This is a genomic window from Jeotgalibacillus malaysiensis (assembly GCF_044789845.1).
GTDB lineage: Bacteria > Bacillota > Bacilli > Bacillales > Jeotgalibacillaceae > Jeotgalibacillus > Jeotgalibacillus malaysiensis_A.
In genome coordinates, this window is sequence record NZ_CP085252.1 from 914,449 (window position 1) to 939,243 (window position 24,795).

Consider the following 24,795-nt stretch of genomic DNA (forward strand, 5'->3'; position numbering starts at 1 on the left):
AATGGAAAAGAAATGGGGATTGAGATTAATTCAAATCTCAGCAATCTTTGGTTTTATCGGAACGTATCTTGGCTCACATATGGCCGGTGTAATGGATTACTCACTGCGACCGATCCACGCGCACATTTTGTTAGTGGGCTGGCTGTCAGTTTTCGCATGGGGAATCTTTTATCAGATCTTTGAGATTAAGTACAAAAAGCTGGTGACGATTCATTGTATCTCAGCCATCATCGGCGCAATTGGATTGACTTCAGGTATGTGGTTTTATAACCTCAACCCGTTAAATCTAGGTGACACGTTTGTACTCGTGTTCTTTATTGTTGGGGGAACGATTTTATTAATTGCGTTTTTCCTGTTTGCGGTTGTGACGTTTTTTACAGTGCCACGGGTGCAGAAGCAATAGAGTTGGAAAAAGTCTCTGAGAAGGAAGGTTCTTCTCAGAGATTTTTTTATTTGTCTTGTACCTGTGGAATGTGTCTTCATTAGGTATTGCATCCATTATATGGTTTACGGGTATAGAGTAAACTATAAGTTGTAATAAGGGGGCGTAAGAATGAATCAACTTATTCAATCAGGGTTGAAGTTAAGTGACTATGCCATTGCAACAATGCTCGGAACCTTTATTGGGATTTTTATCGTTTTAGGAGAGCTGAATCTGACGTTTGTGCTCATCTATCTTGCTTTAATTGCTTTAATTGTGGCAGGAAATGCGATTTATATTGCTTCAAAAAAGAAATAGATGAAGAGAAATGTCGATTAAATTTTCTCTGGACTTTATGCTGAGGTGAGTTTTAAAATTCTAAGTGGTTTTTTAAATGATTCAGATTTCTCCTCCGAATAAATGAGATATGAAAACAACAAACAATACACCTGCCGGAATAGAAAGTAACGAAATATATTTAATTAGCCCTTTTTCTTTCTTAAGGAAAGCTATAATGCCAAATGTTATGCCAGTCAAATAAATAGCAAAACCGATTGGAATAGCTAACATAGACCATTCTCCAAAGGTTATGTTGAAAGGTGGAAAGATCATATATGCTATAAAAATTCCGGTAAAACTTAGTATAAGAGAATACTTACTATAGTTCATTTGCAATTTCACCCCTTCTGTCAATTTACTGCGAATTTAAAGTATTACAAGAGAAGTAAAGGCATAGTCATTCATAAATTGAATGGCATTGCCTTTACTTCTCTATATTTTTGTCTTCCAGCTTTAATTCAATCTGTTCCAGCATTGCAATCTGCCTGTCCTGTTTATCCAGAATCTTATCTGACAGCTTTTCCAGCGTCTTCGTGATCGACCATAAAGGCCCTAAAACAAGCACAAAAATAAAAATATACATTTAGCCACCTGCCACCGCTTTCCATGTTGATCTTTTCAAAATGTAACAAATGTATGGTTATGATACAAACTCCCTTAAAAAATTGAATAAAATTAAAAGCTTGATTTTATTTAGTTTCAATTATATACTTAGTTTCATAAAGTTACTTAATGTATAAAAGAGTGTTCAACAGGCTCCGATTATAAGAATGTATAAATCAGTGTTCTTGAATAGTCAATGTATAAAGTAACAGGAATAATGAAATCATAGGTGGTGAACATAATGGGTTTTTTAAGACATTTATTTGGACATCGAAAAGAGGAGGAATTACAAATGACAAACGGTAAATTAAAGATTGGTATCATTTTAGGGAGTACACGTGAGGGTCGAGTAAGTCCACAGGTAGGAGAATGGGTAAAAGGCATCGCTGATCAGCGCAATGACGCAGACTACGAAATCGTAGACATCGCAGATTACAACCTGCCGTTCCTTGGTACAACAGATGGTACTGAGCCGGGCATTGCAGCATGGAATGAGAAGCTGGACAGCCTTGATGGGTTTGTATTTATTGTTCAGGAATACAATCATAGCATTTCAGCTTCGCTTAAAAACGCAATCGACTTCGCGCGTGAAGCATGGTACAACAAGGCTGCAGGTATTGTCAGTTATGGTTCTACAGGTGGCGCTCGCGCAGCTGAACACTTAAGAGGCATTATGGCAGAAATTAAAATCGCAGATGTGCGTACACATCCAACACTTTCACTATTCACTGATTTTGAAGGTATGAGCAAATTTACACCGCAGGAATTACACCTTGTGAATATCAACGCAATGCTTGATGATGTACTCGCATGGAGCGGGGCTTTAAAGCCACTTCGTCTGCCAGTAACAGCTGAAGTAAAATAAATGAATGCTATCCCTGTGCCTGATTCCATCAGTTTTTTATCTAGCTGAATGGGAACCTGAGGTACAGGGATATTTTTTAAACCTCTTGCATTTAACAATCTCCTGAGATATCCTTAAACCATTATCTGAATGTCAGATGATTCTTATAATTTCATAGCATCATTTCAGGTGTCAGCAGAGTCTTTGCTGACATAATAGGGAAGTCCGGTGAAATTCCGGCACGGTCGCGCCACTGTAAGGGGGGAGCTTCTGATCAGCCACTGCACAATGCGGGAAGGGATCAGAGGTGTTGAAGCCAAGTCAGGATACCTGCCTGTTATGAATACGCTAATCACCTACGCGTTATAGGGAGGAGTGTGGAGACAGTGATCAACTCTATATGGTTCGACACTGGATAATTCTGCCTTCTTCCTCTTTTCCTCACACGGAAAAGAGGTTTTTTAATTGATGAAACTAAAAGGGAGGCAATTGTATGACATTGAAAACTTCTTCAATCGGTTATCCGAGAATTGGAGAGAACAGAGAATGGAAAAAAGCACTTGAACGTCACTGGAAGGGTGAGATCTCTTATGATCAACTGGCCAGAGAGCTAAAAGAGATCAGATTATCATCTATTAAGAAACAGCATGAAGCAGGCATTGACCTTGTGCCGGTCGGGGACTTTTCAATGTATGACCATGTGCTGGATGCCGCACTATTGTTTGGACTGGAGCCTGAAAGATTTCGTGATCTTCCGAATCAGGAAAAGCGCTTTGCCATAGCAAGAGGAACAAAGGAATTGCCGGCAGCTGAAATGACGAAATGGTTTAACACAAACTATCACTATATCGTGCCTGAGCTGAATGAAGAATCTAAGCCTCAGCTTCAGCACAATCATCTGCTGGAGTGGTACCTTGAAGCAAAAGAAGAGCTTGGAATTGACACGAAGCCTGTACTGATTGGTCCGGTGACGCTTTTAAAACTAAGTAAAGGACAATTCGATCAGCAGAAGTTACTGGATGGGCTGCTGGTTGAGTATGGGAAATTGTTAAATGAATTAACAAAGGCAGGTGCATCTTTTATACAGCTTGATGAACCTGTCTTAGCACTGGATCAGGATGAGCTTGTCATGAATGATATCAAAAAATCCTACCAGACATTAAAAGAAACTGCACCGGAAGCGAACATCTGGCTGCAAACTTATTTTGGTTCAGTGGAAGGTCTGCATCATTTATACGATTTGCCGGTGGATGTCATCGGACTGGATGCAGTGGATGGCGAAGAGAAGTTGTTGGCGCAGCTGAAGGCGAATCATTTCCCGGGTAATAAAAAATTGGCGCTTGGTGTGATTAATGGACGGAATGTGTGGAAGGCAGACGAGAAACGTGTGAAGAAAGTAGTTGAACAGGTACTGGAATCAGTTGAGCAATCCCGTTTGATTCTTCAGCCATCCTGCAGTCTGCTTCACGTGCCTGTCACATTAAAAAATGAAACAGATCTGGCCCCTGACATTATTCACAAGCTTGCTTTCGCTGATGAAAAGCTCGTGGAGTTAAAGCGGTTTGCATCGCGTCAATGGAGTGAAGGAGAAAGTGCAGACCGCGAAGTGACAGGAGCGCCAGTATTGAATGTGCCGGACAGAAGGGTCCCTTACGAAGAGAGGGTTAAAGCGCAGCAGCATTTTAATCTTCCACTGTTTCCTGTGACGACGATCGGTTCTTTCCCGCAGTCCCTGGAGCTAAGACAAAAAAGACGGGACTGGAAAAAAGGGCAGCTGGCTGATGAAGCATTTCAGCATTTTATCAGAGAACAGATTGCAAAGTGGATCCGCCTTCAGGAGGAATTAAACCTTGATGTGCTTGTGCACGGTGAGTTCGAGCGCAATGATATGGTTGAATATTTTGGCGAGAAACTTGAAGGGATGGCTTTTACAAAAAACGGATGGGTTCAGTCATATGGCTCGAGATGCGTGAAGCCGCCGCTGATTCATGATGATATCTGGTGGGAAAAGCCAATGACGCTTGAGGAAACGGTATACGCCCAGTCTCTGACCGACAAGCCGGTAAAGGGAATGCTGACAGGGCCAATTACAATTGCAAAATGGTCCTTTGTCAGAGAAGATCGCCCATCTGAACATGTTTTTTACCAGCTGGCACATGCAATCCGTCAGGAAGTGCTTTCTCTAGAGAAAGCAGGAATCCGGATGATTCAGGTGGATGAACCTGCAATCAGGGAGGGGCTGCCTTTAAAGAAAGCGGATCAGGATGACTATATTCATACCGCTGTAAAAGCATTCAGAATTGCTACTTCAAGTGTCCAGCCATCTACTCAGATTCATACGCATATGTGTTATTCCTCTTTTGAAGACAGTATGCCGATGATCAGTGATATGGATGCAGATGTAATTTCAATTGAATTTTCGAGAAGTCATGGTGATTTACTGACTGCCTTTTCAACACATGGCTATCAAAAAGGGATAGGACCTGGTGTCTATGATATTCACAGCCCACGGATCCCTTCGGTCGAAGAAATGACGGCGCAGCTTCATAAAGCTTTATCCGTACTGCCTGCAAAGCTGCTGTGGGTGAACCCTGATTGCGGATTGAAAACACGCAGCGGACAGGAAGTACTTGAGGCGCTCGAAAACATGGTTCAGGCAGCTGAACAGGTCAGAGCAGAAACGCTGGAGAGAAGCCGGTGATGCGTTTAACAGGGAAGCCCGTCAAACATTCAAGAACGGTTCAGACAAGGCTCGTACTGCCGCCTGACACCAACCATCTGAACACGATTTTTGGCGGAAAAGTCCTGGCCTATATTGATGAAATGGCAGCTCTATCAGCGATGAAGCATGCAGGCGGGGTCGTAGTGACAGCGTCAATCGATTCTGTTCACTTTCGCTCATCCGCAAAAGTGGGAGATCTGCTGACACTTGAATCATTCGTCACTTATACAGGTAAAACATCTATGGAAGTGTATGTGAAAGTGGAAGTTGAGCACGTCGCAACAGGTGAACGGACACTGACAACCGAGTCATTTCTGACGATGGTGGCAGTAAACGCTAATAGTGAGCCAAGAAGCGTTGAACCTGTCCTGCCTGAATCAGAAGATGAGATCAGGTTATTTGAATCTGCAAGAGTCAGAAGGCTGCAAAGAAACAGCTGATTGAAAAGCGGTTGACGCTGCGGCAGTCTCTATACTGCCGCAGCGAATACTGTCTATTAACAGGAGGATAGGTAATGGAAGCACATAAAGATATTTTTAAATGTACAGAAAGCGGAATTGTATCAAATGACAAGCATACGGGATTTTGGGCGTATGCAATTTTTAATAATAAAGACCGTCAGTTATCTTATTTTCATCTGAAGAACCTTGAAAGTGGTCAGATGATTGGGCCGCTGATGATGTCACCTGGCGATCCTTATGCCCAAATTAAAAGCGTTATTAGTAATCATAAAAATGTCACTTCAGTTTTTGCGATTTGATGGTTTGGGTTCAGAAGGCTGGCCAATCGTCTTTTTTCTGTCCGGTTGGATTCAATCTGGTTATTCAGTTGCCGTGTATCCCATGACTTCATTTGTTTCAGGATCAACCAAAATATTCGGTGTACCATTCGTCAGGTTTTCTTTATTTTTGAAGATCACATATAATGCATCTTTACCCCTGTATGCATCCTCTAATAGATGATGACTTTCATCAGCTGTAATTTCTCTCACTTCAGCACGCTTCCAATCCCCAGCGACAGTATCATCCCAGCCCTGATTTTTCAAAAATGTCCAGGCTGCCTCTTTCGCCTCAGGATAGTGATCAGGATCGCTTTGAATTTCTTGTGAATCACTTGAACAACCAATGAGGATGACGGCCGTGAGTATACTTAATAATAAAAACCACAGTTTCTCTCCCATTCAAAATACCTCCTTTAACAGTAGACGTTTAGGATTCACGTAAGTTCCGCTCAAAGAACAGTTATAAAATAAAGGTTGAGTTAAGAGATTTGTTTTGAAATAATTGGTATTAATAGATTTGTGCGGTAGAAAGGAGGAAAACAATGTCTAAACCAACTGTAAAATACACTCGCCATGACCGGATTTCACACAATGTTGATGCTGCGTATGACATCGTTTTTGACCGGTGTACGCCTGTTGTGAATGGCACCCCACGGGATCAGGAGCAGCTGTTGATGAGATATACGAAAAATGGCAACACGATTAATAATGCGCCTGCTTTTAATGAGATTGATATGATGAAGTCAATCGTGAAGCTCTACCAAAGTGATTTGATCTCACTTGAAGCGAAAGAGATTTTAAGAAAAGGTATTGAGGAATCTTAATTTTAGAACGTTATATATAGGGATTTTTGTAATTAAGGAAGGGAATTTAATATGAATAAAGTTGTCAAAGCCAGCATGAGAGAGTTAGATAAGATTGATGAATTTTTATCATTCATCTTTCGCCGTCTCTGAACAAAGCTTCGCTCAAATCTCAAACTCTACCGAAACCCAATATTTATCGTAATCCCCGGCTTTTCTGAAATCCAGTATACTTTTGATCAAACGATACTCCCCTTTTTCAAGCTCCCCATAAAAGCCCGTCCAATCCACTTCCCACTCCTGCGTAGAAGATGGGGGAAGTTCATATCCAATGGAAGTAAAGCCATAATCCCCTTCTATGATTACTGGCAGCTCATACCACTGCCCATCAATTTTTTCCTTCAGTAAATAATCAGCTCCGTACACGATGTCTTTTTTGGATTGGTTTTCGAATAATACAGTCATACCTGAAGGAGAAAGTGTGCCTGCTTTTTTACTCATGAATACACCATCAAGTGTGTTCAAGTTTTTGTAGCTTGTAGGCTTTAAATCGAGTTCATTAGCAGGCTTCTCAGATAAATGCTGGCAGCCTGACAGGATTGTATAGATGATGATGCAACTGCTGAAAATTAAAAAGACCTTTTTCAATTGATTCACCTCTTATTAAATAAGACGTTAGTGAAGTGAAAGGGTTGCAGATTATTTAATGGGTGCTAAGTATTTATTTCTGCTGGTAATAGAAAATTGTAGTTTTAACTATGGAACAGAATTCTGCTATAAACATCTCCACACATATTTGAATACTCAGTTATTTTGTTAGGAAAACAGCTTCAAAAAACGGCTGCATCATACGCTGAAATTTCAACGTCACTTTCCGGGAGCAGATCCCTTTCCAGGCTGGATCAATCTATATTTTCCCATTTTATCCTGTAATAAATATCGCAAATCAGCATTTATTTTTAACCGTCTTATTGCTAAAAAGAACATTTGTTCGTATAATTTTCTTAAAAGTGGGTAATAGTATAAAAAGAAACTTATGCTGAACAGGAGAGTGACGGTGATGGAGGTTGACTATTCGCTTGAAAAGAAAAGGGAAATTCTTTGTGTGGATATGCGAAGCTTTTATGCAAGCTGCACGGCAGTGGAACTGGGCCTGGATCCTTTAACATGTAAAATTGCAATCATCGGTAACCAGGAGCAAAAGGGAAGTGTCGTGCTTGCTGCTTCTCCGCGTGCAAAGAGTGAACATGGTATCAGAACCGGCACAAGACGTCATGAAATCCCCGACATACATGATCTTCAATTAATTGAACCGGATATGGGGCAGTACCTCAGGCTGTCCACTGAAATCACGAAGATTTTTACAAGGTTCGTTCCAAAAGAAAATATACACGTCTACAGTGTGGATGAAAGCTTTATTCAGGTGGATGGCACGTCTTCATTATGGGGAGGACCGCACGCTGTTGCACGAATGATCTCTGATGATATGATGCGTGAATTTGGTCTGCCATGTGCAATCGGTATCGGACCAAATATGCTGATTGCCAAGCTCTGTCTTGACCTGGAAGCGAAAAAGAAGGGTATCTGTGAATGGACGTTCGAAGATATTCCAAAGAAACTCTGGCCGCTCCAGCCTCTTTCAGCAATGTGGGGGATCGGCCGTCAGCTTGAAAAAAGGTTAAACCGGATGGGGATTTACTCAATCGGTGACCTTGCCGCTCACGACCTGAGCCATCTTGAATCAGTGTTTGGCGTGATGGGGAATCAATTGTATTATCACGCACATGGAATTGACCGCTCTGAGATCGGCGCACCAATTATTCAGGGACAGGTGAGCTATGGAAAGAGTCAGATTCTGCTCAGAGACTACAATAAAATAGAAGAAATTGAAGCAGTGCTGCTTGAAATGTGTGAGGAAGTAGCAAGACGGGCGAGGAACAAACATTTAGGCGGCCGGACGATTCATTTGGGTGTCGGCTACAGCAAACGCACACCAATTAAACCATTTCACCGTTCAAAGTCACTGGATAAGCCGACTTCGATTACGATGGAAATTTACGAGGTGTGTCTCGAGATCCTTCATGAAAACCTGCAGCCATTTACAGTCAGAAAGATTTCTATTTCATTAACCAACCTTGCAGACGATTCAGCTCTGCAGCTGGATCTATTCAATCCCGGCCGCGAAAAAGTTCACCGGCTCGGCTACGTCATGGATGACGTACGTCAGCGCTTTGGCTCTACGGCACTGCTAAGAGCCATTTCCTATACAGAAGGCGGTACGACGAGAAGAAGATCGAGATTAATCGGTGGACATATTTCGAAGAAGGAATCGATGAGTTGAGGATTGATTGAGTGCAACATATAAATGACTTTGCGTTTGTGCTTATATTGTTTGTTAAGATAGCACCAAAGAAAAAGAGAAGTTAAAAAGAGATTTCGTGATAAAAAATATTTTGTTAAAGCCCATTTTTATTCATGCACAGCTGGTGATTCTCGCTGCAGGGGGCGACTCCTATGGCAGGAAGGGACAGGTGAGACAGAGCATGGCGAAGCCTGCTGGCTCACCGCCCGGCCATGGAAAGCGTCCCCCTGAAGCGGAAATCACAAGCCAACTTTAATAGAACCATAAAAAAGCAAAGTCCGAATAAATACGAACTTTGCTCAAGAATTTAGTAATCCTGCAGCAACTCAACCGCCTCAACAATCTCCTCATAAGGCACATCTACAGACATCTCATATTGCTCAAGTATCCGGTCACCAACCATCAGATAAAGGGACGTACTATGCACAAACTGATCAGATCCTTCAACCTGAGCAGCAGGGGAGAGAAATCCTCTGTTAGCAAACAGCTCAACGTCTTCCTGTTCATAGCCCGATACGAAATCCCACTTGGCAAAATCCACTTCAAACTGCTCTCCGTAAGACTGCAGAATTTCAGGTGTATCACGTTCCGGATCAATCGTGAAAGAGACGAACTGATAATCCAGATCTTTCTCATCCAGCTGGTCCTGAAGCTCTGACATATTGTAAGTCATCGGCATGCAGACTGTATCACAATTGGTGAAGATGAAAGCAGCAAGCCAGATCTCATCCTCCATGTCATTTGTGTGGAAGGGTTCTTCGCTTTGATTGACTGCCTGCAGATCAGTGACCTCCCCATTTAAGGAAAAATGTTCATCCAGGTTAACCTCGGATGAACATCCCTGCAGGATCAGCAGTGCAAAGCATACTGTGATCCATTTTTTCATAGTTACTCTGCACTTCCTACCTGTGTATCCTGTGAAACGACGAGCTCATCAAACTCCGGCTTCTCTTTCAGGAACTGCAGGTCGTGAGAAGAGTCGGCAAATGCCTGAATGACTTCTGCATCTACTTCAGTTGTGTAAGTTACGCGTTCCCATGCACTTGCAATGATTGACTCATCCATGCGCTGGTTTGTGATTTCTTCGATTGAATCAATTGCAATGGTTTGTGCTTCTTCAGGATTTTCGTCAATAAATGCAATGCTCTTTTCATGTGCTGCTGTGATCTGATCAATCAGTTCACTTTCTTCTTCAATCAGCTTACCGCTTGTCACAAGGACAGTATTCGGTAAAGTTGTTCCATAAGCAATCTCGTCTGTATCAACGATCACTTTTGCTCCAGCTGCTACAAGAGTAGATGCCCATGGCTCCGGTACAGCTGCAAGGTCCACTTTACCTGATTCAAACATAGCTTGATACTGAGCCGGGTTACCAGTTACATGCTTGAGTGTTCCGCCTATACGCGCTGAAGTAATACCCTGTTCTTTCAGGAATGTTTCCATCTGAACGTCATGCGTGCACCCGATACCAGGTGTAATAAATGTATGGTTTTCTAAATCCTCTAAGCCTTCAATCCCACTTTGCTCACTTGCAACAACGACTGTACCACCTGATGAAGCGCCGGCAAGGATTTTAACATCCGCACCGTTAGCGTAGTTGTTCATTACTGGACCAGGTCCAACAAACCCTGCATCAATATCGCCTGTTTTCAGTGCTGTCATAAATGCACCGCCGTCAGGGAATGTTTTGTATGTGACTTCCACGCCCTCACCAACTGCTTCTTCAAAATACTGCTTTTCTTTTGCAATCATCGCAGGAACGTGGTCAATATTAGGGAAGTAGCCGATCACGACTTCATCCTTGCTTCCTGATGAGCTGTCTGACCCACATGCTGATAACACCAGTATTGCTGCCAGGAAAAATAGTGCACTAAGATTTTTTTTCATTCTTTTCGCCTCCAATAAATTATTCTGTTGCCAGTCCCCATTTTTTAAGGACTTTCTTTTCAACACGCTGGAAAAACAGTAAGTCAACAATAATCCCAATTAACATAATCATAAGCATAATCGCAATAACGCGGCTCATATCTCCAAAATCTGATGCGAAACGAAGTGAGTAACCGAGTCCGGGACCAGTGCTGAGCAGCTCACCGGCCATCAGAGCGCGCCATGCAAATGCCCACGCAAGGCGGATACCGGTTACTGCATAGGGAATAGAAGCAGGAATGGTCACTTTCCGGAATAACCTGAAGCCTCTGTAGTTCATCGTCTTTGCAGCTTTTATGAAAAGCGGGGGCACATTGATGATCCCCGTGCGGACATTAATCGTCATGACAATCGTTGCTCCAAGTACAACAATGAAAATAACAGCCATTTCATTCAGACCGAACCACATAATCGCAAGCGGCAGCCACACGATACTTGGAACAGATTGCAAGGCGAGAATCAGAGAGCCAAGCGTCTCATCGGCTGTTTTTGATTTCGCTAACAGGACACCAAGTAAAAGTCCGAGTAACAGTGCAATCGCAAGACCGATAAATAATCGTCTAAAGCTGGCGACAAGGTCATAGACCAATGTAAGATTGCTGAAGCCTTCATATAATGAAGCAAAAACATCTGTCGGTGCCGGCAGAAGGGATGGGGAAACATTAAAAACATAGACAGCACCCTGCCAGATAGAAAATAGTAATACGTAAAAAATAATGCGTTTAACGGCTGGCTGCATTTTTCTGCTCCTTTTCCGTTACCTTATCAATTTCAGATTTCAATAACGCCTGTATTTTTTCTTCATAATAGAGAAGCTCTTCCTTTGATTGAGAGCGGGGTCTCGGGAAGTTCAGTTCAATCACTTCTAAAATCGTGCCGGGCTGCGTGCCCATGACAACGATCCGGTCAGAAAGCTTTAATGACTCCGCAATACTGTGAGTGACAAAAAGAATGGTTTTCTTCGTTTCAAGAAAGATTTTCTCTACAATTTCATGCAGTCTTGAACGCGTCTGCTCATCAAGTGCGCCAAACGGTTCATCCATCAACAGTAATGCCGGGTCCATCGCAAGCGCCCTTGCAATGGCCACACGCTGCTGCATTCCACCGGAAATCTCGTGTGGTGAATGCTTCGTGTATGCACCCAGCTGTACCATTTGTAAATACTGATGCGCTTTTTGCTGTGCTTCCTTTTTAGACATATCCGGTAAAAGAGGAAACATGACATTCTCCTCAACTGTCAGCCACGGAAACAATGCAGCTTGCTGGAATACCATGCCGCGTTCTTTGCCGGGGCCTTTAATCGTTTTACCTTCAAGCTCAATTGACCCTTCAGTCGCATGCGCAAGTCCGGCGACAATCGATAACAGCGTAGACTTCCCACAGCCTGATGGACCAAGGATCGAAACAAACTCGCCTTCTTTTACATCAAGCTGAATATCTGAAAGTACAAGCTCAGTCTTTCCATTGTTCGTAAAAGACTTATGTACGTTATTCATTGATAAAAACACAACATCACCTGCTTATCTCTCTAATCCTATTAGTTTAATCGGAATTGTATGTAAAGTATATCGGAAGAAAATAGAAAGTCAATACTTTTTCATTTAATTCTTTAACGTAGTGGTGGGGTAGAGGGAAGCTGCAAGTTAACTGCATTGACAGGATTAATATATGCAGAGGTCTTTCATCCGGTGAAAACTCCAGGCAGATCACCTTCACTCTTCCATTTTATGAGAATATAAAATAACATTTAATTTTACCGACTTTTAACCGGTAAAAAGTGATTGTAACCGATTTCAAACGCTGATATCTTTTATTCACAAGATAAATAACTGAATCAGCAGTTAACAAAAGGGGTGATTTTACTTGGCAAATATTAGAGATGTAGCAAACAAATCCAAGGTATCTATTGCAACGGTCTCGAGAATACTGAATGGCGATAAAAATCTGGTCGTACTCGATGAAACGAGAGCGCGGGTGCTGGCTGCGATTGAAGAACTGGAATATAAGCCTGTCGGAGGACGTGGAAGAAAGAAGCAGCACCAGGTCATTCTTCCGAAAAGAAAAATCGGCTTACTGACATGGAATTCTGAAGAAGATGATAAAGCGGACCCTTATTTTAAAGAAATTATGTATGGCATAGAAGACAAGGCAAAAGAATTGAACATGGATATTGCGATTACCCGTCGATTAAGAGAGTGGAGGCGGGAGGATCAGCTTGAAAAGGTGGATGGGGTTATTGTCATCGGAAAATCCAGCGCGGCTGATATAGCAGGAATCTATCAGGGCCAGAACATTGTCTTTATTGATCAGAGTCCGGAAAAGCACAACTTTGATTCTGTAAGGCCTGATCTTGAACAGGCAACAGAAGAAGCACTGGAACATCTGATGTCACTTGGGCACAGGAGTATCGGATTTATTGGCGGCAGAGAATTTAAGGAAAGAACTTTATCCAAGAAGCTTGAAGTTCATGATGCGCGCTTTATCTATTTTAGGCGATATATGCTCGAACGTAATTTGTACAGAGAGGAATACACGTTTCTCGGTAATGATGATGTAGGGGACTGGACCACGAAGGCAGGATATGAGCTGATGAAAAAAGCGATCGCCCAGAAGCGTCTGCCCACAGCATTTTTCATTGCCAGTGATCCGATGGCGATTGGTGCGATGCGTGCCCTACATGAAGCAGGCTACAGAGTGCCCGAGGATGTGTCGCTCGCAAGTGTTGATGACATTGATTTTGCACTATATGTGACACCGCCTCTGACAACAACGCGTCTTTTCAGCCGTCAGATCGGTATGTCGGCTGTGCAACTGCTGAAGGAACGGATAGAAGGCAGAGAAGTTCCGCTTAATGTCACTGTATCAACAGAGTTAAAGGTCAGACAGTCAACCGGAAAAAGAGAATCTTAACATTATATACACATGGAGGAATCAGAATGAAAAAATCAGCATTTGTATTATCAGCAGCAGCGGCAGCAGTACTTGCAGCATGTGGAGGGAACGCCGGAAGCAGCGATGGGGATGTCACACTGGAGTTCTTTCAGTATAAGCAGGAGGCAGTCGGTACGTTTGATGAGCTGATTGCAAAGTTTGAAGAGGAAAATCCGGGTATCACAGTCGAGCAGAATAACGTACCGGAATCAGATACAGTGCTTCTGTCCCGTCTAACACAAAATGATATTCCGGATGTGATGAGTGTCAATGGCGGCGTAATGTACGGAGAACTTGTCAGAGCAGGTGTACTGACTGAAGTGACTGATCATAAAGTGCTTGATGGCATCAATGATGAATATTCAGATATGATTGCGCGCATCGCAGGTGATGAAGTGGAAGGGCATTATGGCTTTCCGCATACAGTGAACGCAAACGGCGTCATTTACAATAAGACAATGTTTGAAGATCTTGGACTTGAAACACCACAGACGTGGGATGAATTTATAGAACTCGCTGAAGAAATTGAAAGTGCGGGGGAAACACCGTTTTACTCCACATACGGGGAAGCTTGGACAATCCTTCCGCCTCTGAACAGCCTGGCGTCTAACATACAGCCTGAGGACTTTTATGAGCAGCTTGCATCAGGAGAGACAACGTTCTCAGATGAGTACGGTGAAGTTGCAGACAAGCTTCAACAGCTGCTTGAATACACAGATAATGATGTGTTCGGATCTGACTACAGCAGAGGAAACATGGAATTCGCACAGGGAGAGGCTGCAATGTATATGCAGGGAATCTGGGCAATCGGACAGGTGCAGGAAGCAAATCCTGACATAGAGCTTGGCGTCTTCCCGCTGCCTGCAACGAATAACGCTGAAGAAAACAGACTTGTATCCGGTGTGGATCTTGTTTTAGCTACAGCTGCAGATGCGGATCATCCTGAAGAAGCGCAAATGTTTGTTGAGTTCTTACTTGAAGAGGAAAACCTGCAGTTCTACATTGATCAGCAGCGTCTGTTCTCAGCAGTAGAAGGACCTGAGCAGACAGATGAAGCGATCAGTGAACTGCAGCCGGTATTTGAAGAAGGCAGAATCACTTCTTTTGCTGACCACTACTATCCTCAGGGATTTGGTATCGACACAATGTTCCAGAACTTCCTGCTTGAAGGAGATAAGGAAGCATTACTTGAAGAACTGGATTCAGAATATGAAAGATTAGCAGGTCAGTAATGAGTAAGAGAAGGGTTCACAGCCCTTCTTTTTTATCAAATGAAAGGGGCAGTAAAATGAAGAAAAAGCCTTCTGTATATGTCTGGATGCTGCTTCCGGCAGTCATTCTGTTCTTCAGTTTTCATACACTTCCTGTACTTCAGGGGATCTTTTACAGTTTCACGAATTTCAGAGGTTATGGCGTGTGGGAGTTTGTCGGGTTTGATAATTATGTCAGAGTATTTAATGACCGCAATGCGCTGAATGCATACGGGTTTACATTTCAATTTGCAATTGTCTCAACCATTCTTGTGAATATTATCAGTCTTGTTATTGCGCTTGGACTGAATGCAAAAATAAAGTTTCATAAAACGCTGCGCGGGATTTACTTTATGCCGAATATTTTAAGTATCCTGATTGTCGGCTTTATCTTTAACTATATCTTTTCAATCTTCATTCCGGAGATTGCTGAAAACACCGGACTGACTAGTTTGACAACGAGTATTCTCGGAAGTCCGGATCACGCGTGGATTGCAATTGTCATCGTAGCAGTATGGCAGGCTGCAGCATTTAATACGATTTTGTATCTGGCCGGACTTGCCACGATTCCGCAGGACTTATATGAAGCTTCTGCGCTTGACGGGGCCAGCAAATGGCAGGAATTCTGGAAGATTACATTCCCGCTGATTGCACCGTTTTTTACAATCAACATGGTGCTTGCGATGAAAAACTTCCTGATGGTGTTTGACCATATCGTTGCGTTAACAGGCGGAGGGCCGGGGCGCGCGACACAATCAATTTCACTATTAATCTATCAGGACGGGTTTGCCGGCGGACAGTTTGCCTACCAGTCTGCTAATGCGGTCATTTACTTTATAGTGATTGTAACGATCTCAGTATTCCAGATCCGCATTCTTCAAAAACGGGAGGTGCAGCTGTAATGAAAATTGGTAAGACGAATTGGCCGGTTACACTCCTGCTGATGGCAGGAACCATTTTGATCCTGTTCCCGCTCTATATAACGGTGGTCAATGCATTTAAAACGCCTGCCGAAACAGCTGAATCGATCCTGGCGTTACCTATTGAATGGACATTTAATAACTTCACAACAGCCATTGAAATGACGAATTTCTATAATGCGTTTGGCAACAGCTTTTATATCACGATTGTGACCGTTGTTTTCACTGTGCTGACCAATTCACTTGTTGCTTATGCGATTGCACGGAATATGCATAAGAAAGCTTATAAGTTTCTATTTTATTATCTGGTCAGTGCGATGTTTGTGCCTTTTCCGATTATCATGCTGCCGATCGTTAACCAGATGAGTTCAATTGGCCTGATGAATCAGAATGGACTGATCCTTCTTTACATCGTGTATGGTCTGTCATTCAATGTCTTTTTATATGTCGGTTATATTAAAACGATTCCAAAAGAGCTTGAGGAAGCGGCAATTGTTGACGGTTGTACAAGATGGGGTGTGTTCTGGCGCATTATATTCCCGATGCTTTCACCAATCAATGCGACTGTGGGGATTCTGACAGCGCTGTGGGCGTGGAATGATTTCCTGCTGCCGCTTGTTATTCTGAGTGACCGTGGAGACCATACGCTGCCGCTTGTGCAATATGTCTTCCAGTCACAGTTTGCAACTAACTATAATCTGGCGTTCTCATCTTATCTGATGGCACTTCTGCCTATGCTGGTACTATACCTGTTCCTGCAGAAGTGGATCATCAGTGGCGTCACACAAGGAGCGATTAAATCCTGATGAATCATTTATCAAAAAAAACCACTGGGATCTTTATCAGTGAGGATGAAAAAACATTTCATCTTCAGACAGAGGAAACGAGTTATATCATTGAAGTGTACAGGGAATATGTGACCCATTTGTATTGGGGGAAAAGAATTGAACATTACAACGGATTGATGCAGCACCGCTTCAGGGATCGCGGCTTTTCAGCGAACCCTGACGGCAGTGACAGAGCTTTTTCACTGGATACACTTTCACAGGAGTATCCGTCTTACGGACATACTGATTTCAGAGACCCTGCTGTTCATCTTCAATGGGCGGACGGGTCAACCGTTTCAGATTTCCGCTTCTCAGATTACAAAGTAATCAGTGGCAAACCTGCACCTGAAGGACTGCCTCACGTATATGCAGAAACAGAAGGAGAGGCTGAAACGCTTGTGATCAGGTTGAAAGATCAGCTAAGGGATGCAGTGATCGAGCTTTCTTATACTGTCTTTGGTAAGCGTAATGCGATCACCAGAAGTGCACGTATTATCAATGAAGGTACATCATCTTTCCGCATTCAGAAGTGTGCGTCAGTGAATATTGATTTTAGAAAAGACGATTTTGATGTAATTAATCTTCCAGGTGCCCATGAAAGGGAGCGTGACATGGAGCGATCATCTCTTGGCAGGCATGCACTCTCGCTTGAAAGCCGAAGAGGATCAAGCTCTCATCAGCAAAATCCTTTCCTGACCCTTGCTGAAAAGGGGGCAGGTGAAGAGCACGGGGACGTTTATGCTTTGAACCTGGTGTATAGCGGAAGCTTTAAGGCGATTGCTGAAGCAGATCAATTCAGGAATACTCGTGTCAATATGGGGATTCACCCATTTGATTTCAGCTGGCTGCTTGAAGCGGGAGAAGCATTTCAGACTCCTGAAGTAGTACTTGTCTATTCTGATCAGGGTCTCGGTAAAATGTCGCGAACTTTTCATCAGCTGTACAACAATCATCTGGTAAGAGGTGAACATAAAGGAAAAGAAAGGCCTGTTCTCATCAATAATTGGGAAGCAACTTATTTCGATTTTACTGAAGAGAAAGTTAAGGAAATCGTACACGCTGCAGCCGGTACAGGCGTTGAACTGTTTGTACTGGATGATGGCTGGTTTGGTAAAAGAGACCATGACAGGGCTTCACTCGGTGACTGGATTGTGCACCAAGAAAAGCTGCCGTCCGGACTTTCCGGGATTGCAGATGAAGTCAATCAGTCTGGAATGAAGTTTGGTCTCTGGTTCGAACCTGAGATGGTATCGCCTGATAGTGAGCTGTATAGAAACCATCCGGACTGGTGCCTTCACGTGACGGACAGAAGGCGGTCTGAAAGCCGGAATCAGCTTGTATTGGATTTTGCTAATCCGGAGGTCAGAACAAACATTATTGATCAGCTGAAAGTAATTTTATCAAGTGCCAATATTGAGTATGTAAAGTGGGATATGAACCGCAATATGACAGAGATCGGTTCACCTTCTCTGCCGGCAGACAGACAGCGTGAAACTGCTCATCGCTATATGCTTGGTCTGTATGAGGTCATGGAGGAAATCACTGCAGCATTTCCGCATATTTTGTTTGAAAGTTGCTCAGGCGGTGGCGGCCGGTTTGACCCGGGCATGCTTTATTATATGCCTCAGACCTGGACGAGCGATAATACAGATGCAGTCAGCAGAGCTTCCATTCAGTACGGCACAAGCCTTGCGTATCCTGCAAGCGCAATGGGTGCACACGTCTCAGCCTCGCCGAATCATCAGACCGGCCGCCTGACGTCATTAAAGACGCGCGGTTATGTCGCGATGGAGGCGAACTTTGGTTACGAGCTTGATGTTACAAAAATGACTGAAGAAGAATTATCTGTGATGAGCAATCAGATAAAGGCGTACAAAAACATGCGTGCAACCGTACAGTTTGGCGAACTTTACAGACTGCAGAATGTTCATGAGCACCGCTGCTATGCCACGATCAAAGTCAACGGGGATCAATCTGAAGCAGTATTTCTCTATTTACACATTCTGAATGAAGCAAATGGTCCTTTAAAGCGTGTGAAATTAAGAGGACTGGATCCTCACAGCAGCTATTACGTTGATGGGCTTGATGCAGTGTATGACGGAGATGAACTGATGAATGCGGGTGTACCGGTTCCTTATCCGGAGGGTGATTTTGATAGTGTGTTATGGACACTAAAGAGAATGAGTAGTTAGTAGAAAGCGAAGCAGGGGCGCGGCCTTTGCTTCGCTTATTACTTTTTGTGTGCTGTGGTATTTAGATGGAGATTATTATCTAATGTGAGTTCAAATTGTTTTTCAAGCACCTGATAGATCACATCAGGCAGGTCATGACATCAATGGTCGAAGGATCACTTCGTCAAATGGGCAGTGATGACTGGGAGAGGTCGGAAAAGAGTTCGTCAAAGCGAATTCTATGCAGCGTTTTGGTAAGCCGGAAGAAATCGGCTATCTTGTTGCCTTCCTGTTATCAGATCAGGCTGACTTTATCAACGGAGCAGTGATTCCGATTGATGGCGGACAGTCTTATAAGTATTAATAAAGAAGACAGAGCCGGGATCGAACCGGATCTGTCTTTTTAAATGAAGTATTTCGTCTTCAACGCTTCAAGATGGTGCAACTCATGTCCGGCAGATACGTATACCAGCGCCCGGGCTGAAAAGACGTAATCACCTAAGCGACCCTTATTCAGCCAGTTTTCATCTTTTACATTTTCACAGGTTGTGATCATCAGCTGACGAGTCTCCCAAAAGTATTGAATTAACCGGTGAACTGGAATCGAATCATATTCAAAATGCTGAATGGATTTTTCCCTCTCGAAAAATGGAAGAGAGTCTTCAAAACCTCTTGTAATCCTGAAAATGCGGTACAGCATATTCATTTCATTATCAATCATATGGCCGAGTACTTCTTTTGCATTCCATTTATCCTCAGCATAGCGCTTATGCCAATCAGCAGAAGGAACAGACTTAAGGAATTCATTTGTTGTTTGCTGATGAAATTTTAATATATCTACTACATTTCCATCAGGAACACGATCAATATATGGTTCAAAGGGTTTGGCATATTCGGTGCTTTCCGGTCTGATTAGCATTTTTATCATTCCTTCCTCTCATCCATACTGATCAATTGTTAAAAACTAATCAAGTATAACCGCTTTTCCATCTTCGCGCAGCTTCTTTAAGGAAGCGAGCATATGATTGATCTGTTCATCTGAATGTCTTTCCCAGACACCAAGTTCAGCGACAATTTTCAAAGGAGACTTAGACCGGTAAGAACGTGTCGGGTTACCGGGGAACCTTTTGTCTGTCACGTTCGGATCGTTTTCAAAGTCACCAAGCGGTTCAACAAGATAGATTCTTTCCTTTGCATCAGACGCAGCTAATTCGGCACCCCATTTAGCGGCTTCAAGGGTCGCTGTGAAATAGATATAATTCGACTTTTTGTTCTGATAATTTGACATGTACTGTGGTTCCAGCAGGTCACCAATCTTTAATTCAGCTTTCGTGCCATGAAAGAAAGGACCGCGATCCAGAATATTTTTCTGCTCAACCATCTTATAGTACCTCCTATGCTTTTGGCTGTGTATAGAAGAGTATAGGGCAGTTTTTTCGAAAAGAATAGACTGCAAATGTGAAAAGAACAGTATTATAATAGAAGTAGAGAGATGGATGAAAAATGCGGCTTTCCAGGATAAGGTCGGGAAAGCCGCATATTCATTTTGCCTGTTTTTTACTGAGTACGGTAACCGTCGATAAGACCAGCACCATTCCAAGCGTTTGCAGGATCGTTAAATGATCGCCAAGTAGAAGCACACCAAAAAGTGATGCTGTCACCGGTTCTACCATCGCAACCATTGAAGCAGTCGTGGCTGTCGTATGACGAATTCCGATTACATACAAGATAAACGAAATACCTCCACCGAGAACACCCAATAAAATAAACCAGCCGATATCCCCTGATGTAACTGCTTTCGCAACCTGTTGTTGATCAGTAATCAGAAAGAGTATGATACAAAACGTGAAAAAGGCGATTGTTAATGATGTTTGTGGCTTTCCTATAGAAGAAGCATTCTTAAAGCCGAAGATGAACAAAGCATAGGATAGTCCTGCAGCAAGACCGGCTGTTGCTCCGATGGCACCAACAGAAATCGAACCCATATCATAGGCACCTGTAAGAAAGAAAATGCCGACCAATACGCTGCCGATACATCCCCACTTAAACCACGTCGAGCGTTCAATGCGGAATATAAAAGAAATCAAAAGGACAAAGATTGGCGCAGTGTACATTAAAGTAGCAGCGACAGCCATACTTGAATCCTCTATACTCAGAAAATAGAAAGTGAAGTTCCCTGCAACGCCAACACCTGCAAGGACTGATCATAAAACCATTCTCTTTGATAAAGCCCCGCTATGCTTGAATTGAAAAAGAAACCAAACCGAGAAAAAGATCAATCCGACAGCACCTCTGAAAAATGAGATGACAGTTGGATCCCATCCTTTTTCCATCAATATGTCTGCGATTCCCGTTCAAGCTCAGCATCAGACTTATAGTTTAATAGCTTTGCAATATGTATAAATCCATAAATCAATACAGCTGAAATTGTCCAGCTTAGCACCTGCCTGAGTACAAGTCCTTTATCAAATGCTTCAACACCATAATTCATGATCAGCCAGACTTTAATTGACGCAAGCAGGATACCCTGAAAAGCAAAGCCAAATGTGATCAATTTAAAAATAAAAAGAACTTTCTTTTGGTAAAATTCCTGTTTCAAAATCTCTCTGTCTCTTCCGCGAAGCTCCATAATATCAACAGCAAATAACAGGTACAGCGGCTTATTGATAACGATACTGATGAGTAAGAGAAGAGAGAGTGCAAAGCTGTAAATCACACTGTTCCAAAGCATCTGCATCGCTGATCCTGCAAGTACATCAATCAGTGTACCGATCGCAAGCGTAACGATTAAATAAATACCCAGGAAATTCACTTTTTTCAGGATCATAAAACGGATGACGCTATAGATAAACCCCGGCACGGTTGAAATGAGCATGGCGTAGTAGTCGCCGATATACTCTCTTGAACCGTGCCAGATCACAAGTGGAAAAATAATGTAGCAGATTAAATCCCAAATAATGATGTTTTTATTCAATTTAAAGCCTCCAGGTTTTCGGATCTAAAGTTTACAAGTTATAAGGCAATTCTAACACATTTTTCCACAATTGAAGGATGTTATTTCAAATCGTTTACCTTTTTAAAAACGGGGGTATGGAAAGAGGATATTTTCAGTGGATTGAATATCAGGATATCTATTATGAAGAGGAAGGCATGTGAAGAACAAGTGGATATTAATCAATATCTGGTGAAAAGTAATCAGAAGGTGAGCCTTGAAGAGTATGCAACGAGAGAAGATCACAATATAAAAGAGGATGAGCTTTTAGATGATATCCTGCCCAAAAGTATTGATAAGCTGAAGGAGTTACACTGGCGTTTGCATGCTGAAGAAAAAACGGGCATTGTGGTGGTGCTGCAGGCGATGGATGCTGCGGGGAAGGATGAGGCGATCAGCTATATCTTTTCAAACCTGACGGCACAGGGTCTGAAGACTGCTTCATTCCAAAAGCCTTCTGAAACTGAACTCAAGCATGATTACCTCTGGCGGATTCGTGAAGGTCTTCCGGCAAGAGGACAGGTTGGCATTCTGAACAGATCACACTATGAAGAAGTCATTGCACCAAGGGTTCACAAAGACAAATTAAAAGATGAAATGTATCCTGATGATATGACAAAGGATGAAGTATGGCCAATGCGCTATCGTCAGATTAATGATTTTGAGCAGCACCTGACGGAAAATGGATTTAAGGTAATTAAATTCTTCTTCAATATGTCTAAAGAAGAACAGAGACAGCGGCTCCTTGAACGTCTAAAAAACCCGGAGAAAAACTGGGAATTTTCTTATAATGATATTAAAGAGCGCCGCCACTGGGATGACTATCAGGAAGCATTTGAAGATATGCTTGAGCATACATCTACTGACTTTGCGCCGTGGTATGTGCTGCCTGCTGATGACGAATGGTATTCCCGCTACATTATTACGGAGGTAATGGTAAATTATCTAAAGGAAATAGATCCCCAGTTCCCTGAGCTTTCGGATGAGGATAAAGAGAAAATGGATGAAGCGATTGAAGAGCTGGAGAATGAAAAGAATTAATTAGATAATAAGAGATTTCAATTATTTTTAAAAAACGCTACCCGATTTTTAATTTGGGTAGCGTTTTTTAATATTGCTAGTCCACAATCACTACCCCCAAAAGCACTGCAAATTGAATCGCCTGTTGCGTCGAAACTTTACACCCCTTTAAATCCTCAAGTGAAAGAATGAGTGACTCAAATGTGGATGTGCTAATATCAACAGTCTTCAGGGGAGTCCTTTCAAAATTTGAGCTGTTCAGATTACACTTATTATATTCAACCTTCTTCAACACACATTCATAAAAATCAGCGCTTTCCATTGCACAATATTCAAATTTCACTTTTTCCAGCTTCGAGCTGCCAAACGCAGACAAATTCAAAATTGATTCTTCAAAAAGTACATTCCCCAGCCTGGAATCAGTCAGGTCAGTACCGGTGAACTTACAGTTATTGAAGGTGACCCGGTGAATAGAAGATTTGCTTAGATTGGCGTTAGAGAAATCGCAATTTTCAAACTGCACGTCTGTCATGCTGATCGAAGTAAAGTCCGTTCCATTAAAGCGGCAGTTTTTCAGGATCATTCCAGACAGATTTACTCTGTGCAATTCCTCATTTTCAAAGTCAGTATCGCTGATCAGACAGTTGTCGAGCTCCGGATAGTCTTCATGAAAAATATCTTCAAATTTACTTTCAGGAAGTTCCCGGCGAATTTTTGGTGGATCGAGTTTCATCGAATGACCTCTTTCAATTCATTTATACGTTAAGTGTATGGAAAACGGGTGTGAAAAAACAGGCTATCTTTTTTAGAGGAGTTGTGTGCAAAGTGTTCAAGTGAACGTTTAAGAAAAATTTTGCTTCTTCTGGATACAGTCATGTCAAAGCTGCGAGCGGATTCATTCTTTTTGACGAACATGACAGATGTTTACAAAACATCAAGTGAGGAAAAGATTGGTATCTCAACATTGAAGGAGCTGGATGAAATGGATATTCAAAATCGACAAAAGGGCGGTCAGCCGGGGCAGACACAGGCAGAACAGCCTGGCATTGAGTCGAAGATGGACCCTCGTCCACTTCAACCACTAAATTATAAAGGCAGTGAAAAGCTGACTGGCCGTGTAGCGCTGATTACCGGTGGAGACAGCGGAATTGGGCGTGCTGTTGCAATCGCTTATGCAAGAGAAGGAGCGCACCTGGCAATTAATTATCTGGAGCAAGAGCAGAGTGATGCAGATGAAACGAAAAAGCTGATCGAGGAAGAAGGCGTGAAGTGCCTGCTGATTCCTGGAGATGTGTCAGTAGAGGAGACGTGTAAAAGCTTAATTGATAAAACAGTAGAGCACTTTGGACAGCTTGATATATTAATCAATAATTCAGCCGTTCAATACCCAACTTCAAACCTTGAAGACATTTCATTTGAACAGTGGGACAAAACGTTTAAGACGAATATGTATTCAGTCTTTCATATGACAAAGTTCGCTTTGCGCCATTTAAAAGAAGGCAGTGCGATTATTAATACGACATCAGTTAATCCGTATAAAGGAAATCCGCAGCTGATCGATTATACATCTACAAAAGGTGCAATTGTCGGCTTCACACGCAGTATGGCAGCGAACCTTGCCGACAGAGGCATCCGAGTGAACATGGTGGCGCCGGGACCGATCTGGACACCGCTCATTCCATCTACATTTGACGAGGAAAAAGTAGAGGAATTCGGTACAGATACATTAATGGGTCGTCCGGGTCAGCCGTCTGAGCTTGTCGGACCTTATGTGCTGCTTGGTTCTGATGACGGATCTTACATGACCGGTCAGTGTATCCATGTGAATGGCGGGCAGATCATGTCGTCTTAATTCGTATAGATTTATTTGAAAAACCTTTGGC

Annotated in this window: 28 protein-coding genes, 2 pseudogenes and 1 riboswitch; of the genes and pseudogenes, 16 read left to right on the forward strand and 14 right to left on the reverse strand. The window is 42.7% G+C overall.

The features are described from left to right. Nucleotide 1: 1 nt before the first annotated feature. Together LG330_RS05205 and LG330_RS05210 are read left to right on the forward strand one after the other, a co-directional pair. Nucleotides 2-403: a hypothetical protein gene (locus LG330_RS05205; protein ID WP_039807585.1), complete on the forward strand. Its 402-nt coding sequence runs from the start codon at nt 2-4 to the stop codon at nt 401-403. 150 nt (nt 404-553) lie between these two features. Further along, nucleotides 554-739 (forward strand): hypothetical protein, encoded by a 186-nt coding sequence (locus LG330_RS05210; RefSeq protein WP_404407983.1) that lies wholly within the window; start codon nt 554-556, stop codon nt 737-739. An 81-nt stretch (nt 740-820) separates the two neighbouring features. Here LG330_RS05210 and LG330_RS05215 read toward each other — a convergent pair whose 3' ends face one another. Together LG330_RS05215 and LG330_RS05220 are read right to left on the reverse strand one after the other, a co-directional pair. After that, entirely contained in the window at nt 821-991 is a 171-nt protein-coding gene (locus tag LG330_RS05215) for a hypothetical protein (RefSeq protein WP_404407985.1), read from the reverse strand. Between the two features lie 193 nt (nt 992-1,184). Beyond that, on the reverse strand, nt 1,185-1,343 hold the full coding sequence (locus LG330_RS05220; protein ID WP_404407987.1) for a hypothetical protein: 159 nt from the start codon (nt 1,341-1,343) through the stop codon (nt 1,185-1,187). Nucleotides 1,344-1,604: 261 nt separating this feature from the next. Between LG330_RS05220 and LG330_RS05225 the strand changes: the two genes are divergently transcribed. The 4 genes from LG330_RS05225 to LG330_RS05240 all read left to right on the forward strand — a co-directional run bounded on the left by LG330_RS05225 (nt 1,605) and on the right by LG330_RS05240 (nt 5,689). Continuing rightward, entirely contained in the window at nt 1,605-2,228 is a 624-nt protein-coding gene (locus tag LG330_RS05225) for an NADPH-dependent FMN reductase (protein WP_404407988.1), read from the forward strand. Nucleotides 2,229-2,377: 149 nt separating this feature from the next. Further along, nucleotides 2,378-2,560: riboswitch (cobalamin riboswitch) on the forward strand. 140 nt (nt 2,561-2,700) lie between these two features. Beyond that, nucleotides 2,701-4,908: a 5-methyltetrahydropteroyltriglutamate--homocysteine S-methyltransferase gene (gene metE / locus LG330_RS05230; protein WP_404407990.1), complete on the forward strand. Its 2,208-nt coding sequence runs from the start codon at nt 2,701-2,703 to the stop codon at nt 4,906-4,908. Further along, on the forward strand, nt 4,908-5,369 hold the full coding sequence (locus LG330_RS05235; protein ID WP_404409506.1) for an acyl-CoA thioesterase: 462 nt from the start codon (nt 4,908-4,910) through the stop codon (nt 5,367-5,369). The genes metE and LG330_RS05235 overlap by 1 nt, the downstream gene beginning before the upstream one ends. A gap of 74 nt (nt 5,370-5,443) precedes the next feature. Beyond that, the gene (locus tag LG330_RS05240) at nt 5,444-5,689 is read left to right on the forward strand and encodes a hypothetical protein (protein ID WP_404407991.1); all 246 of its coding nucleotides are present in this window, start codon (nt 5,444-5,446) and stop codon (nt 5,687-5,689) included. 60 nt (nt 5,690-5,749) lie between these two features. Here the strand turns inward: LG330_RS05240 and LG330_RS05245 are convergent, their stop codons facing one another. Then, the gene (locus LG330_RS05245) at nt 5,750-6,109 is read right to left on the reverse strand and encodes a hypothetical protein (protein ID WP_404407993.1); all 360 of its coding nucleotides are present in this window, start codon (nt 6,107-6,109) and stop codon (nt 5,750-5,752) included. Between the two features lie 143 nt (nt 6,110-6,252). Here LG330_RS05245 and LG330_RS05250 point away from each other — a divergent pair, with 143 nt between their 5' ends. Beyond that, nucleotides 6,253-6,534: a hypothetical protein gene (locus tag LG330_RS05250; protein WP_404407994.1), complete on the forward strand. Its 282-nt coding sequence runs from the start codon at nt 6,253-6,255 to the stop codon at nt 6,532-6,534. 144 nt (nt 6,535-6,678) lie between these two features. Here the strand turns inward: LG330_RS05250 and LG330_RS05255 are convergent, their stop codons facing one another. Next, nucleotides 6,679-7,161 (reverse strand): immunoglobulin-like domain-containing protein, encoded by a 483-nt coding sequence (locus LG330_RS05255; RefSeq protein ID WP_404407996.1) that lies wholly within the window; start codon nt 7,159-7,161, stop codon nt 6,679-6,681. 412 nt (nt 7,162-7,573) lie between these two features. Between LG330_RS05255 and LG330_RS05260 the strand changes: the two genes are divergently transcribed. After that, nucleotides 7,574-8,854 carry a DNA polymerase thumb domain-containing protein gene (locus tag LG330_RS05260; protein ID WP_404407997.1) on the forward strand — a complete coding sequence of 427 codons (1,281 nt, stop codon included), beginning with the start codon at nt 7,574-7,576 and terminating at the stop codon, nt 8,852-8,854. Between the two features lie 328 nt (nt 8,855-9,182). Here LG330_RS05260 and LG330_RS05265 read toward each other — a convergent pair whose 3' ends face one another. From LG330_RS05265 to LG330_RS05280, 4 genes are read right to left on the reverse strand one after another with little or no spacing between them, the layout of a single operon-like run. Next, nucleotides 9,183-9,761, reverse strand: coding sequence for an SCO family protein (locus LG330_RS05265; protein WP_404407998.1), 579 nt, complete (start codon nt 9,759-9,761; stop codon nt 9,183-9,185). A gap of 2 nt (nt 9,762-9,763) precedes the next feature. Next, nucleotides 9,764-10,762, reverse strand: coding sequence for an ABC transporter substrate-binding protein (locus LG330_RS05270; protein WP_404408000.1), 999 nt, complete (start codon nt 10,760-10,762; stop codon nt 9,764-9,766). A 19-nt stretch (nt 10,763-10,781) separates the two neighbouring features. Next, on the reverse strand, nt 10,782-11,540 hold the full coding sequence (locus tag LG330_RS05275) for an ABC transporter permease (RefSeq protein ID WP_404408002.1): 759 nt from the start codon (nt 11,538-11,540) through the stop codon (nt 10,782-10,784). Then, nucleotides 11,524-12,309: an ABC transporter ATP-binding protein gene (locus LG330_RS05280; protein WP_404408004.1), complete on the reverse strand. Its 786-nt coding sequence runs from the start codon at nt 12,307-12,309 to the stop codon at nt 11,524-11,526. Before LG330_RS05280 ends, LG330_RS05275 begins: the two co-directional genes overlap by 17 nt. A 355-nt stretch (nt 12,310-12,664) precedes the next feature. Here LG330_RS05280 and LG330_RS05285 point away from each other — a divergent pair, with 355 nt between their 5' ends. The 6 genes and pseudogenes from LG330_RS05285 to LG330_RS05310 form a co-directional block, all read left to right on the forward strand. Continuing rightward, the gene (locus LG330_RS05285) at nt 12,665-13,711 is read left to right on the forward strand and encodes a LacI family DNA-binding transcriptional regulator (protein WP_404408005.1); all 1,047 of its coding nucleotides are present in this window, start codon (nt 12,665-12,667) and stop codon (nt 13,709-13,711) included. Nucleotides 13,712-13,737: 26 nt separating this feature from the next. Next, complete coding sequence (locus LG330_RS05290; RefSeq protein ID WP_404408007.1) at nt 13,738-14,964, forward strand: ABC transporter substrate-binding protein; 1,227 nt, start codon at nt 13,738-13,740, stop codon at nt 14,962-14,964. A 56-nt stretch (nt 14,965-15,020) separates the two neighbouring features. Then, a complete protein-coding gene (locus LG330_RS05295; protein ID WP_404409508.1) occupies nt 15,021-15,884 on the forward strand; it encodes a carbohydrate ABC transporter permease in 864 nt (287 codons plus the stop codon). Beyond that, nucleotides 15,884-16,708: a carbohydrate ABC transporter permease gene (locus tag LG330_RS05300; RefSeq protein ID WP_404408009.1), complete on the forward strand. Its 825-nt coding sequence runs from the start codon at nt 15,884-15,886 to the stop codon at nt 16,706-16,708. Before LG330_RS05295 ends, LG330_RS05300 begins: the two co-directional genes overlap by 1 nt. Further along, nucleotides 16,708-18,921 carry an alpha-galactosidase gene (locus tag LG330_RS05305; protein ID WP_404408011.1) on the forward strand — a complete coding sequence of 738 codons (2,214 nt, stop codon included), beginning with the start codon at nt 16,708-16,710 and terminating at the stop codon, nt 18,919-18,921. Before LG330_RS05300 ends, LG330_RS05305 begins: the two co-directional genes overlap by 1 nt. Nucleotides 18,922-19,052: 131 nt before the next feature. Continuing rightward, a pseudogene (locus tag LG330_RS05310) lies at nt 19,053-19,264 on the forward strand (SDR family oxidoreductase); the annotation flags it as partial. A gap of 39 nt (nt 19,265-19,303) precedes the next feature. Here the strand turns inward: LG330_RS05310 and LG330_RS05315 are convergent. The 5 genes and pseudogenes from LG330_RS05315 to LG330_RS05335 form a co-directional block, all read right to left on the reverse strand. After that, complete coding sequence (locus LG330_RS05315; protein ID WP_404408013.1) at nt 19,304-19,828, reverse strand: DinB family protein; 525 nt, start codon at nt 19,826-19,828, stop codon at nt 19,304-19,306. A gap of 36 nt (nt 19,829-19,864) precedes the next feature. After that, a complete protein-coding gene (arr, locus tag LG330_RS05320) occupies nt 19,865-20,281 on the reverse strand; it encodes an NAD(+)--rifampin ADP-ribosyltransferase (RefSeq protein ID WP_404408014.1) in 417 nt (138 codons plus the stop codon). Nucleotides 20,282-20,441: 160 nt separating this feature from the next. Next, complete coding sequence (locus LG330_RS05325) at nt 20,442-20,885, reverse strand: EamA family transporter (RefSeq protein WP_404409510.1); 444 nt, start codon at nt 20,883-20,885, stop codon at nt 20,442-20,444. A 24-nt stretch (nt 20,886-20,909) separates the two neighbouring features. Beyond that, a pseudogene (locus LG330_RS05330) lies at nt 20,910-21,089 on the reverse strand (EamA family transporter); the annotation flags it as partial. A gap of 143 nt (nt 21,090-21,232) precedes the next feature. Next, entirely contained in the window at nt 21,233-21,874 is a 642-nt protein-coding gene (locus LG330_RS05335) for a VC0807 family protein (protein WP_404408016.1), read from the reverse strand. A gap of 162 nt (nt 21,875-22,036) precedes the next feature. On the opposite strand from LG330_RS05335, the gene LG330_RS05340 reads away from it, so the two are divergent. Continuing rightward, nucleotides 22,037-22,933, forward strand: a complete 897-nt coding sequence (locus LG330_RS05340; protein ID WP_404408018.1) for a PPK2 family polyphosphate kinase — start codon at nt 22,037-22,039, stop codon at nt 22,931-22,933. A 76-nt stretch (nt 22,934-23,009) separates the two neighbouring features. Here the strand turns inward: LG330_RS05340 and LG330_RS05345 are convergent, their stop codons facing one another. Beyond that, nucleotides 23,010-23,645, reverse strand: a complete 636-nt coding sequence (locus LG330_RS05345; RefSeq protein ID WP_404408020.1) for a pentapeptide repeat-containing protein — start codon at nt 23,643-23,645, stop codon at nt 23,010-23,012. A 249-nt stretch (nt 23,646-23,894) separates the two neighbouring features. Here LG330_RS05345 and LG330_RS05350 point away from each other — a divergent pair, with 249 nt between their 5' ends. After that, nucleotides 23,895-24,764: an SDR family oxidoreductase gene (locus LG330_RS05350; RefSeq protein WP_404409512.1), complete on the forward strand. Its 870-nt coding sequence runs from the start codon at nt 23,895-23,897 to the stop codon at nt 24,762-24,764. Nucleotides 24,765-24,795: the final 31 nt, after the last annotated feature.